The organism is Cytophagia bacterium CHB2 (assembly GCA_030263535.1).
GTDB lineage: Bacteria > Zhuqueibacterota > Zhuqueibacteria > Zhuqueibacterales > Zhuqueibacteraceae > Coneutiohabitans.
Window position 1 is genome coordinate 1 of record SZPB01000178.1, and the last position, 12,663, is coordinate 12,663.

The 12,663-nt window shown below is 52.1% G+C and carries 12 protein-coding genes; 11 read left to right on the forward strand and 1 reads right to left on the reverse strand.

Going from position 1 to position 12,663, the window contains the following annotated elements; translation table 11 throughout:
* From FBQ85_16895 to FBQ85_16935, 9 genes are all read left to right on the forward strand, one after another.
* Positions 1–2,046, forward strand: a 2,046-nt coding sequence (locus FBQ85_16895) for a DUF3604 domain-containing protein (protein ID MDL1876824.1), incomplete at its 5' end; no start/stop codon positions are given.
* Positions 2,047–2,203: 157 nt separating this feature from the next.
* Complete coding sequence (locus tag FBQ85_16900; protein ID MDL1876825.1) at positions 2,204–2,944, forward strand: FkbM family methyltransferase; 741 nt, start codon at positions 2,204–2,206, stop codon at positions 2,942–2,944.
* Between the two features lie 27 nt (positions 2,945–2,971).
* Entirely contained in the window at positions 2,972–5,134 is a 2,163-nt protein-coding gene (locus FBQ85_16905) for a hypothetical protein (protein MDL1876826.1), read from the forward strand.
* 348 nt (positions 5,135–5,482) lie between these two features.
* A complete protein-coding gene (locus FBQ85_16910; GenBank protein MDL1876827.1) occupies positions 5,483–6,979 on the forward strand; it encodes an undecaprenyl-phosphate glucose phosphotransferase in 1,497 nt (498 codons plus the stop codon).
* Between the two features lie 259 nt (positions 6,980–7,238).
* Positions 7,239–7,460, forward strand: a complete 222-nt coding sequence (locus FBQ85_16915) for a hypothetical protein (protein ID MDL1876828.1) — start codon at positions 7,239–7,241, stop codon at positions 7,458–7,460.
* 128 nt (positions 7,461–7,588) lie between these two features.
* On the forward strand, positions 7,589–8,023 hold the full coding sequence (locus FBQ85_16920) for a hypothetical protein (GenBank protein MDL1876829.1): 435 nt from the start codon (positions 7,589–7,591) through the stop codon (positions 8,021–8,023).
* A 60-nt stretch (positions 8,024–8,083) separates the two neighbouring features.
* Positions 8,084–8,386 (forward strand): hypothetical protein, encoded by a 303-nt coding sequence (locus tag FBQ85_16925; GenBank protein ID MDL1876830.1) that lies wholly within the window; start codon positions 8,084–8,086, stop codon positions 8,384–8,386.
* A 33-nt stretch (positions 8,387–8,419) separates the two neighbouring features.
* Positions 8,420–8,626 carry a hypothetical protein gene (locus tag FBQ85_16930; protein ID MDL1876831.1) on the forward strand — a complete coding sequence of 69 codons (207 nt, stop codon included), beginning with the start codon at positions 8,420–8,422 and terminating at the stop codon, positions 8,624–8,626.
* A gap of 317 nt (positions 8,627–8,943) precedes the next feature.
* Positions 8,944–9,546: a hypothetical protein gene (locus FBQ85_16935; GenBank protein ID MDL1876832.1), complete on the forward strand. Its 603-nt coding sequence runs from the start codon at positions 8,944–8,946 to the stop codon at positions 9,544–9,546.
* A gap of 423 nt (positions 9,547–9,969) precedes the next feature.
* Here the strand turns inward: FBQ85_16935 and FBQ85_16940 are convergent, their stop codons facing one another.
* Positions 9,970–10,245: a helix-turn-helix transcriptional regulator gene (locus FBQ85_16940; GenBank protein MDL1876833.1), complete on the reverse strand. Its 276-nt coding sequence runs from the start codon at positions 10,243–10,245 to the stop codon at positions 9,970–9,972.
* Positions 10,246–10,966: 721 nt separating this feature from the next.
* Here FBQ85_16940 and FBQ85_16945 point away from each other — a divergent pair.
* Both FBQ85_16945 and FBQ85_16950 read left to right on the forward strand, forming a co-directional pair.
* Positions 10,967–12,349: a glycosyltransferase family 4 protein gene (locus FBQ85_16945; protein MDL1876834.1), complete on the forward strand. Its 1,383-nt coding sequence runs from the start codon at positions 10,967–10,969 to the stop codon at positions 12,347–12,349.
* Between the two features lie 77 nt (positions 12,350–12,426).
* Positions 12,427–12,663: hypothetical protein (locus tag FBQ85_16950; GenBank protein ID MDL1876835.1), on the forward strand; the 237-nt coding region annotated here is incomplete at its 3' end.

Here is a 12,663-nt window from a genome sequence, read left to right on the forward strand (position 1 = left end):
AGCACGGGCAAAGTTGCGATCACTACTATCGACAACCGCGACTCCTCGACAAATTGGGATTGGGATCGCAATGCGTGGATTGTGACGGTGAGCGTCACCGCGGGCCGGCTGTTGCGCGGCGAGGAAATTGTTTTGACCTATGGCGCCAATCCGCCGCACGGCCGCATGTTTGCGCCGCCCTCGGCATTTGTTGACACGATGCGCATTGCGTACGATCTCACCGGCGCGGGTTCGTTTCAAGAGTTGCTCGCGCCTCCGGCAATCATCGTGAGCGCGGGCCTGCCGCAACAGCTTGTCGCCTATTTGCCCTCGCAGGCCGTGGCGGGTTTGGAAACGCGTCTGCGCGTTAGAGTGCTGGATGCGAATCATAACCTCGCGTCGACGGTTACCGGCAATTTGTTTTTATCCGCCAGTGACACGATGGCGAATTTGGCGGGCGCAACAACAATGGTAAGCGGGGATAACGGCAGCCTGGAATTCCCGGTGACCTTTGGCAATCCCGGCGTGCACCGCGTTCAGGTACGCTTGCAACTCGCAGACACCGGCGTGTGGCTGGAAGCAACCAGCAATCCCGTTGCTGTGAGCGCAGCGCCGTTGCCGCTGCAAACGTTTTGGGGCGATTTGCACAGCCATTCGCGCATCAGTCATGACGGCCATGGCACAGGCGCATTTGAGAAAGCGCGCGAGGTTGCGGCCCTCGATTTTTATGCGCTCACCGATCACACCTCGAACGATTTCAGCCCGCAAGGCGGCATCAACGAGACGGAATGGCGGCAGATCAAGAACGACGTCATCACCTATCACGAGCCGGGAACGTTCGTGACTTTTCTGGGCTATGAGTACAGCCGGCTGGCGCCTTCGGGGCATCACAATATTTATTTTAATGCGCCGGATGACGTGCTGGCAAGTTTGCCGCTGTATCGCGATCAGCTCAAGGGCGAAATTCAGGATATGTGGCGCATGCTGGCCAATACTTTGCCGGCCGGCGTCGAGTTTCTGACAGCGCCGCATCATAGCGGCATCATGTGGTCGCCCGCGTCGAATTCCGGCGTCAGCTTTGGGCCCGGTTTCGGCCATCGCCTGTATCGGCCGTTGATCGAGATTTATTCGATTCACGGCCAAAGTGAAATGTATGCCCCACAGCATCCTTTGGCCTATGAAAAACTCGACATCAAAGGCGACCGCTATAGCTCGAGCGGGCCTCACTATGCGCAAGATGCCTGGGCTGCCGGCGAAATACTGGGCGCAATCGCTTCGAGCGACGATCACAGCGCGACCCCCGGTTTGCCGTTTCGTGGCCTGACAGCGGTGTTTGCAACCGAGCTTACGCGGGACGCCGTTTTTGCAGCATTGCAACAACGCCGCGTGTATGCCACCACCGGGCAACGCATGCTGCTTTCTTTCACCATCGCAGAGCATATGATGGGTGAGCGCTTCGAATTTCCCGTGGGAGAGTTTCCCCGCATCGTTGCCGAAGTTCACGGCACCGATGAAATCGAGTTCATGGAAATTTTGAAATGGGATTTGGCGCATGGCCGCCGTCAAAATGGGCATCCAGTTTTTGAAGTGATTCGGCATTTACCGGCAAGCGGCCTGCACGTACAGCATGCCATGGCGGATTCAAGTTATGCCGGCGATGCCGTGTATTACCTCCGCGTCAAGCAAAAGAACGATGTCTATGATTTTGCGCGCCGCTTGCATCGCCAAGTCTGGGCATGGTCAAGCCCGATTTGGGTGATGGCGCCGAATCCGTTGGACACCACCGAGCAGCACCGGCTGCCGCGCGCGTTGCAGCTCGGCGAGAGCTACCCCAATCCCAGCCGTGGTGAAATGCAGATTGGTTTTTATCTGCCTGCCAGCGGGCGCACGGCGCTCAAGCTTTATGATATGCTCGGCCGCGAAGTGGCCACGTTTTTTGACCGCTTTGAATTTGAAGGCCGGCACTCGATTCATCTCAAAACGCCGGAATTGGCCAATGGCGTTTATTTTTTGAGATTGCAATCCGGTCAACAGATTTTGCAAAAGAAATTTTTGTTGATCAAATGATTTGTTCAATAGGATTCAGCCACGGCTTGGCCGTGGCTTGACCACTGTAGGTGCCACGGCCAAGCCGTGGCTCTGAACAAACTGGGATTTTCGATTTTGATTGTCACATTCTATAGGAAACGAACTACTCCGGACAATTAACTAAACTCGACTCCGCATGAGTCTCGTTCATAAAATACATCATCTTTTTTCTCTGTTGGAAGACTTGGGATCACTACAAGCTTTGTTGACGTGGCCGAAGTTTTCCGTCACCTCTTACAAAATGATTTCAAACCTGGTCAAGCAGGGCCTGCGGCCGCGAACCGTGCTGGATGTCGGCGCGAATGTCGGCCAATTCGCGGTGGCGGCGGCCAAGCTTTTTCCGAATGTGCAGGTGCATTCGTTCGAGCCTTTGCCGGATTGTGTGGCAGAATTGCGCAAGCACGCCGCGAGCTTGGGCAACCTCGCGGTTTATCCCGTGGCTCTGGGAGAACGAGAGGGTGAAGTCACCATGCACGTGAATGCGCAATCGCGCGCCAGCTCCGTGCTGCCGCTGGCGCAAGCCCATCTCACGGCTTTTCCGGAGGCGCGCGAGCAAAAGGAGATCAAGGTTCGCGTCACGACGCTCGATCATGCTCTGGCCGACCTCCATTTGCCGCGGCCGATTTTGTTGAAGATCGATGTGCAGGGTTATGAAGCGCAAACCCTGCGCGGCGCCAGCGCGACGCTGAAACAAATCGACTACGCCGTGCTGGAATCCTCCTTCAAGCCGATGTATGACGGCGAGCTGCTGTTCATGGATATCGTGCGCTTGATGGAAGCGCAGGGCATGCGTTTTGGGAGACCGGTGGGCTGGCTCGCTGCGCCCGGCAGCGGTGAAATCTTGCAAATGGATGCCTTGTTCGAGCGCGCCGTTTGAAATCAAAACAGAAGGATTGGCCTTACGATGCCGGAAGCTTTTTTCATCATTAAAAGCAGTTTCATGCAAAAAAAACTGCACACGCATGCCGCTCTATTCTGTTGTATGATGTTTGTGGGCAGCGGTTTGCGCGCCAATAACAACAATGTCGTGCGGTACAATCAGCCGCAATTGACGTTGCACAACGCCGGCTTCGAAATGGGCGCGGCCGAATGGAAGCCGATCGCTGAAAATCTTGTGGGTTTCGAAATCGTTTCCGATTCACTCCACGCGACCGAAGGCCGGCGCTCTTTGAAAATTGATTTGAGCCGCAGCCGCGATTTTGGCTCGGGAAATTTTCGTTTGGTTAGCCCCTGGCTAACGCTGCCCGGCGGCGGTGAATTCGAGTTTACGATGCAGATCAAAGCCGATGCGCCCGGACGCATGCTCGCCGTGCGCGTCATTAACGGCGTCGCAAAGCAAGCGCTGCGCAAAGACAAACAGAAACGGTCGCGCCTCGCTGGCAAAGAAGAATGCGGAACGACATGGACACCCATCACCATCAATGGCGCGTTGCCAACTGCGGAGAAAGACAGTTATCGCCTCGCGCTGGAATTCGAAGCGCCGGGAATCTTTTGGATCGATCAAATCGATTTTCGCCGCAACGGCAAGAGTATTTGTGTTACGCCCGAATTGGAAGCGAGGCTTACTCCGGCAACTGTCAAAACCAAAATTTTTGCCGCCGGCGCAGAAGCGCCGCTCGAGATTTGGATTGTCAATCGTTCGGAACGCGGCCGGAATCTGCAATTTCACATTCAACAAACTGGACGATTGACTGCCGAAACCAGCTCGCGGCAAATTCCCATTGCGATAAAACCACAGGAATCCGTGCGCCATCCCGTGCAGATCAAATTGCCGCGCGCGGATGATTATCGCCTGGCGTGGTCGCTGCGCGATGAAGCCGGAAAGCAAGTAAGCGCCGGCGTGCTGCGTGTCGCCGCGCAGAATCCGGCCTTGCCGGCTGCAACTGCCGGCGAGCCGGTGTGGGGCATGCACCTCAATGCGACCAACATGGATATCACGTTGCCGATTTTGCGGCAGGCGCGCGTGAGATACTTGCGCAATATTTTTCAAATCTATTGGAATCAAGTCGAGCCCCGGTCGGGCAAATGGCAGTGGCCGGATGAGTTGCTGGCTTATTTGCGTGAGCAGGATTTTCAGCTTCTTCCCATTCTGGGCTTTCCGCCGCGCTGGGCCAGCGTGCCCGCGAAACCGGGCGGCACGGAATTGTTGAACAAAATGCCGCGCGCGATGACGGAGTATGAGAACTATTTGCGCGAAGTCATTGCGCGTTACGGCAAACAAATTCCGCGCTGGGAAATTTGGAACGAGCCGAATCTGCCGCGCTATTTTGAAGGCACGCCGGAAGAGTATGGCCTTTTGCTCGCGGCCACTGTGGATTTTTTCAAGCAGACTCAACCCGAGGCAAAATTAGCGGGACTCAGCCTGGCCTGGTCGGATGATAATCGCGAGCTTTTTGCCAAGGCTGCGTTGTCGCAACAAAAAGCGCAGCCGCAAGCCTTGTCATTTCATCCGTATGAGAAGATTGCACCGGAAGAAGCATTGGTCGATAAAATGGCGCAGTTGCAAGCGCTGGCCCAGCATGCGCAAGGCTACGCTCCGGAATTGTGGGCCACCGAAACCGGCTACCGCGGCCGCGATTCCATCAATGCGGCCGTGCCTTATTATTCGCCGGCGCGCCCGACCACGGTTGATGAGATGACGCAGGCGGCGTTTCTCGTGCGCCACGCCTTGCTGTCAAAATCTGCCGGCGTGAAATATTATTTTTGTTATTCGATGGACAGCGAGCGCCCGAACCGCGGGCCGGATATTCACGGTTTGCTCGATTATGATTGGAATGCCACGGTGAAGCCCGCATTGCTCGCTTATCTCACGCTGGCGCAACTTTGCGGCGATGCCGCATTCGAACAGCGGGAGAATTTGGGCGATGCCGGCCTTTATCTTTTGCATTATCGCCGCGCCGATGGCCGGCAATTCAGCGCGCTTTGGCAAACCGCCTCGCGCGCGGGTGAGAACGCAGATCTCCCGGCGAGTGTGCGCGGCGCGGAAGCATGGGATTTTTTTGGCAACCGTTTGGCCGGTGAAAACAAACTGCCGGTGAGCACGCGCCCAATTTATTTTTTGAAGTAATGCCAGCGCCGGTTTTCGTGCCGGCCGTTTTCACCGCGGCCTCCGGCGCTAGTCGTGAAAAGCATGCGACGGCGAAGCTGTCACACAATTCGTATGCTATCAGCATGATTGTTATGCCTGCTCGATTTGTCATTCAGTAGGAATCCTGTGAAGTACTTGGCACTGTGCTTGAAATTTCACTAGCGCCCTTCTGGATGACACTGCAAGAGCGGGCTTCTACAAATTACTGCGGTTTTTCAGTTAAGTGAATAGGTTTGTAGTCCCCGCCCCTTGTGGGCGGCTGTCGAGACCAATAGATTCGCGGTTGCAACAGCGCCCCACAAGGAGGCAAGACTACGATTCCTATGCATGCATTTGAAAAATACTATAGGTTCACAGTACACCAAGCTTGACCCGGCAAAAACATCTTTGATCAACAGCAGCGCTTTTGCCATGTCCAAACAACGTTATCGCATTCTCGAAATCGCCATCGCAAGCTGCGATTTGCTCGTCACGGCGTTCTCGTTTTACCTCGCCTTTTGGCTGCGTTTTGAAACCGGCTATTTGCCGCATGCCAATCCGGAGATCGATCAATACTTGATCATTCTCGGGTGCATTCTGCCGCTGTGGCTGGGCTTGTTTTCGTTTTTTGGATTGTATGAATTTCACCGGCACCTGCAGCAGCTTACCGACGTGCGCCAGTTGCTGTTCAGCATTGCCAGCGGCGTCGTCTTCATCTCCGCGTTTACATTTTTTTATCGCGAGATTTCCTATTCGCGCATGACGTTCGCGCTGTTCGGTGTGTTGAATTTCGGACTGGTGTTCGTCGAGCGCTTGCTGGTGCGCTGGGTGTTGCAACAGGCGCACAAGCACGGCTACCATTTGCGCCGCGTGCTGGTGGTGGGCGCGGGCGAGCTGGGCTTGCGCGTCGCGCAGCAGGCCAGGCGCCACCCCGAATTGGGCCATCGCATTGTCGGTTTCTGCGATGACTATGAGACCAACGGCGTTTACAAAAAAGACTACGGCCTGGAAGTGCTCGGGCGTACCTCGTCGTTGAACGAGATCATTGAAAAGCATCGCATCGACAAAGTGATTGTGGCGCTGCCGGGCCGCGCTATGCGCAAAATCTCACGCATCGTCGAAGCCTGCGAATTGGAAGGCGTCGAAACCGACATCGTGCCGGATTTTTTCAAGTTCATTCAGCCGCGCACGAAAGTGCATGATTTCGCCGGTTTGCCGCTGGTGAGCGTGCGCTTCACGCCGGTGGATTCCTGGAAGTATCGCGTGGCCAAGCGCTCTTTTGATGCGGCATTTGCCGCAACCGCGCTGTTGGTGTTTTTGCCGTTGATGGTGGTGATTGCGATCGCGATCAAACTCAGCTCGCGCGGCCCCATCTTTTTCAAGCAAGAACGCATCGGCGTCAATCGCCGGCCTTTCAACATGGTGAAATTCCGCTCGATGAAATCCGGGGCGGAGCAATTCGATCAGGCTGCCGGTCTCGGAACCCGCAACGATCCGCGCGTCACCAGGCTGGGCAAGTTTTTGCGCGAATGGAGCCTTGATGAGCTGCCGCAATTTTGGAATGTACTGACCGGGGACATGAGCATCGTCGGCCCGCGCCCGGAGCGGACGTATCACGTGCGCCAATTCAAAACCAAAGTGCCGAACTACATGATTCGCCATCAGGTCAAAACCGGCATGACGGGCTGGGCACAAGTGAACGGCTGGCGCGGCGATACCTCGATCGACAAGCGCATCGAGCATGATATTTTTTACATTGAAAACTGGTCGTTCGGCTTTGATGTGAAAATTATTCTGTTGACGCTGTTTGGGGGTATTATTACGAAGAAGGCGCGGGCGATTTGAGCCTGTCTCCTAATGAGTTTTGACAGTCAAGTTCGGTAATGTTCAGCCACGGCTTGGCCGTGGCTTGACCACAGTAGATACCACGGCCAAGCCGTGGCAGAGCAGACCGCGATTACCGAGTTTGATTATCGACTTCCATTAGGTGCCATCGCCACCTTGGTTTTGAGCATTTAAAGCAAATAATTGAGATGTTAGGATTCATTCGGGGAATGATGTTGAGAATACTCAGCATCTTCCAAGTCATCTGCGGAGAAACATCATGATCTCTTTATTGATTTGGATTGGGTTAATCTATATTGCCGTAGTTGTCATCTGGAGGCTTATAGTTTCAATTATGATGATTATTCAGATGTATGCAGAAGATGGAATCGGTGGGGCTATTCTCGCAGCTGTACTTAGCTTTGTGATCAATGTTTGGGATTTGGCAAAATTTGCTCTTTCCATTATTATTATAGCTTTCTTAATCAAGGCTTGTTCATAGTCTTGGATTTGTAGCGTGCTCCACACTTTTCAAGCGTCATTGTTAAAAGAAGTTTTTAGAACGTTGCTTTGGTTTAGTCAGTGATAATTTCGTTCTATACAGGATTTAGCAACATGGGAGTCAGGAAGATGAAAAAAACACTACTCATTATGGCGTTTCAATTTCTTGGCTTAGTTTCTGGTTGTGCGACGACAGGTGGCGGTTACCAGCGACCAACAGCAGAACAAATAGCAGCCCAGCGCCGCCAAAACTACGTTAATATGCACCCTAACTTACCGCCCATCACTAAACAAGACATACTGGAAGGTAGGCCGCGTATTGGCATGACACAGGAGCAAGTGAGAGCCTGTTGGGGAGATCCTGCAGAGACACAACGGTTTGGAAATGCATCTGGGGTACGCGAAGTTTGGATTTATTATTCGCCTATACCTGATATGTCTACATCTGCGCGTTTGCTCACACCAGCTCAAATCAGCCAGCTTTATAGTGTCGCGCTGACAAATAGAAAGGTGACGTCTTTGCACTTCGAAAATGGCACCTTCACGAGTTTCGAGGAGCAGTAAATGAAAAGAACGAATCTTTAGATTCGTTCTTTTCAATTCGGAAAACAAAAGGACAGCAGAATGGACATCACAGGATTGACTGCAGCAATTGAATTAGGGAGCAAGGCGATCTCAATCTTCAAAAAAGCAAAAGATTTGCTTCCCGATAGCCCGGATAAAGAGGCAGTTGATAAAGGTTTTGCTGAAGCTGAACAAGCTTTTAGACTTGCTGAAGCAAAAGCGGCAAAAGAACTTGGGTATCAACTTTGCAGATGTACTTGGCCACCGCAGATAATGTTGAGCATTGGACATGAAGAGTATGGCGAGAAATTCCAATGCCCCAAATGCAGAAGAATTTGGTCAAACGAGTTGCCACCATTGTAAAATGATTGGAAAACAATATAATGAGCCTAGCATATGGACGATGCAGAAATTCGCTTTACCGAGATACTTATCTGGACAAACAGCCGGTGGGCTACCATATTTTCTTACAGACAAGTTTCAGCATTGGGCCTGCCTTCTGCTGCACCACAAATCATCAATAACCATAAGGGTTTTGTTAACGCCCTTACGCATGATTCAGAATATAAAGAGCAGCAATCAAATTGCATAATTGGTGACTAATGTTGTATAAACGTGGGTACTCGGAGAGAATTAAAAATATGATGTGAATGCAAAACGAAAACGTGATGGCTTCGCCGAACATCGTGGTAGCTCAAACGTTTGGCCTCATTTTAAGAAAACAAAAAGCAAAGTTCGTACTATGAACACGAAAGCGGCGTGACAAAGATAAGAAGTCGGGTGAATTCCAAAGCGTAAAAGAGCAAAGTGCGTTTATTCTGTTTATGGATAGAGCACAGAATTTCGTTTGGCAAGCTAACCTACCGATAAGGTAGATGCGAGTAATAAAACTCATCTCAATAGTTATCGGATTTACACATATGAGCCTACTAGAAGACAGATTGCAAAACTTGAGTTGGCCAGAAAAAAAGAAATCGCTGTTTTCCGAGAGAAAAGACTGGTGGAATGTAGCTCGTCTTAAAATCAGGGGCGAAGCTGAGGGTTTTTCAATCTATTCGGAGGGCTATAGAGACGCCGCTGACAAATTGGTGGAATATGCAAAAACAGACCAAACTTCAATAGATTCCCTCATTTTTCCCATACTGTTTCTTTATAGACACTACATCGAATTAGCACTCAAAGAAATAATACTTGCTGCGACGCTATACTTAGGGAAACAACACAAATCTATTAAGAGCCATAACTTGACACAGCTATGGCAAAGAGTCAAGGAGTTGATATCCGAAGTGGAATTGGATATTCCAATTGATGAAATGATCGCAATTGAAAACCAGATTTCACAGTTTGATATGCTTGATAATAGCTCAGAGACTTTTCGTTACCCAGTTGATAAACAAGGCAATGTTTTCAAGAAGCTTTCAGACTATGTTAATGTTGAGAATGTAAGAGAAATAGTGGATGGATTGCATACTTGGTGTTTCGGTTTAGTTTGCGTACTTGGCGAATATGAAGACGCAATTTAGCTTTGCTGAATACAAGAGAGTATAGATTAAGGCAATCAACAGCGCTAAAATTGCGTGGCGTGAAACGCGCAAAGGCGTGCCGGTGCGGCGGCTGCCGCGCTTGCCGTTCAACCGCAGCAATCGCGCCGGTGAAGCGCTCAACCGAGAAGTGGAAGACATCAGTCCTAGGGCATAGGTGTCAAGCTAATGAAAAGCACCTGTCCCCAACGGGGACAAATGTGATAGCAAAGGGCAACGCCCTGGGAAACAAGAATTCGTCCGGGTTTGCAGCCCTGCAAGGGCGAAATGAAATCACGTATGCGATTTAGACCCATTCTATGTCGCGCCGTTGGCGTTCGGGTTATGGGTTGAATCCTATCTTGGGGCGTTGCCCCAAGCTTTCATATGGCGCCCCTCTCGGGGCTTTCGCTTTCTTCCAAACCCTTAGCTTGACACATATGGTCCTAGAGGTTCAAGAAGTCGAGACCAATGAACGCATGATTTCATCTTCCTCGGGAGATCATTCCTGCAAGGTCTTTTTTTGGTCGTTCCCAGAACCAAAAGAGATTTGACCAGAAGATCAAGCGTAACGGAGGGATCACCCGCTTCCATTTTGGCAACGCGCGACTGATTGGATTTCAGCAACTTTGCCAATTCGACCTGGGTGAAGTTCTTTTGTTGGCGGCGCTTCTTGAGTACTACAACGTAAAGTCGTTTCACTTATTCGTCCCGAAGGGACAATTGATAATAGCCACGCCATTTATGGCGTGGTTTGAAAGGGAAAGGAATCTTAGTCCCGCCAGGGACGGTTGAATATGACAGCGCTGTATTACACATATTCAATCGTCCCTGCGGGACTTCTGAGAACATTTGTCTTTATTCCCCGCGATCAATCGCGGGGCTAGGTTCGCTTCGTCCCTATGGGACTTTCACGACCGTAGCGGACGGCCATCGGTTTTCAACTTGACGGTGTGCTGGAACGGCCCTCAACTCCGAAGGAGTGACATGTAGGTGGATTAGTAAATCAAAGTTAGAATAGAATTCTAACTTTTTATCACCAACGGATAGATTAAGACCAACGGAGAAAAAGACAAAAAGCTTTATCCGCTGGCGTTAATCTATCCGTTGGAGCCGCCCGCCGGGCTTCGGATTTCAGCTTGTCTGAAATCTGGCGTAGATCTTATCGCCGTGGCCCACGGCTTTATCGTGAAAACCAAATATGCCACTCCTATCGGAGTTTGTAGAGATGGTGTGCGCGCATGGCTATAAACATTTCACTCCTTCGGAGTTGCCAGCAAGCTCTCGGGTGAAATTTTTTGTGCATCACCCAATTGGTCGATTGGCATCCTAAGCAAACCCGCATCCATCGCGGGTTCAGTCAGACTTTGTACAAAATTCAGTTTTTAACAAAAATCGGCTCTCAAGTTTAATCGAACGTTTTTTGACAAAGCATAAGAAAAATAAATCATTGAGCGTCACGCTCGTCAGCGAGCAATACGCGCCGGATCTCTCCTCCACCGCGTTTTTGTTCGAAGAGCTGATGATCGAATTGCGCCGGCAGGGTGTGGCCGCCAGCGTGCGGACGTTGACGCCCGGGTATCACGGTTACGTCAAAGAAGAAAAAATCGCGTGGCGTGAAACGCGCAAGGGCGTGCCGGTGCGGCGGCTGCCGCGCTTGCCGTTCAACCGCAGCAATCGCGCCGGTGAAGCGCTCAACTGGATGTGGGGCACGCTGTGCTTGGCAGCGCTGGCGTTATTTTCGCCGCGGTCAGCGCCGCTGCTCATCAGCACGAATCCGCCCATGGCCCACGTGGTGGGCGCATTGATGAAAATCATCCGCGGCCAGCGCTTCATCGCGCTGTTTTATGATCTGCATCCGGAATTGTCCTGCGCCGTCGGCGTGTTGCGTGAGGGCAGCTTGCTCGACCGCGTGTGGCGCCGCGTGAACCGCTGGGCGCTGCGGCACACCGACGTGGCGGTTTGCATCGGCCAGTACATGGAACAAGTCGTCAAAGCGCGCTATGCGCATGTCAAAACCGCCATCATTCACAATTGGTGCGATCCTCAAGTCGTGCGCGACATGCCGAAAACGGAGAGCAGGTTTGCGGCCGAGCACAGCCTACTCGATAAATTCGTCGTGCTCTTCTCGGGCAACATGGGCTGGCGGCAACGGTTGGAAATTTTGATCGAAGTCGCAGCCGAGCTGCAGGATGTGCCGATTCGCTTTGTGTTTATCGGCGAAGGCGTGAAGAAACCCAAGCTGCAAGAAATGGCGCAGGCGCGCAAGCTGAACAATGTTCTCTTTTTTCCGTATCAGCCGCGCCATTTGATGGAGCATTCGCTCGCTGCCGCTGATCTCGCCGTGGTGTCACACGAGCGTGAAGCGATTGGTTTCGGCGTGCCGAGCAAGATCTACACCTACATGGCCGCGGGCCGCGCGATTCTCGGCCTGGCGAGCAAGCCCTGCGAGTTGATCGACATGGTGAAGGCCTTGCAATGCGGCTGGGTGTTCGATGAAGATCATGATAAAGACGCCATCGTCGCGCAACTGCGGCAACTGGTGCAAGCGCCGCAACCGTGTTTGGCAGCGGGCCGCCGCGCGCGCCAGGCGTTTGAAGAGAATTTCACGCTGCAACTCATCGCGCAGCAGTATCTCGAGGTGATTCAGCAGCAATGCGAGATCGGGCCGGCGCCGAGTCTCTTGCAAAGATGGTTTCGTGTCCGCCCACAAATGGCGAATCCGCCCGCGCGGTTAGCCGGAACTCGTCATCGTGAAGACTCCCAAGTTTTAAATGCAACGGCCAAGCCGTTGCAAGAACATTAATCAAGAATGTCGTGTTGTACCGAGCTTTTTCTGAATGAAGCGATACATCGAATGAATCGAGTTGAGGATATTGCCAAATGAACAAGGATGTTCGCCGGCTTTTTGATCAAAACAACAAACGGTTTCGCCCTGTTTCACGCGGTTTGGGTTTGATGATCGTATCATTCCTGCTCGCCGCGAGCGCCAGCGCGCAAGAAATCATGACGGTGCCGACTTATCATTGGTCTTACACCTACGCGCGCGAGTTGAGCCTGCGCCATCGCCATTTGGATTTTTCGCAAGCCAACTGGCCGGTGACGATTGGTGAAATGTCG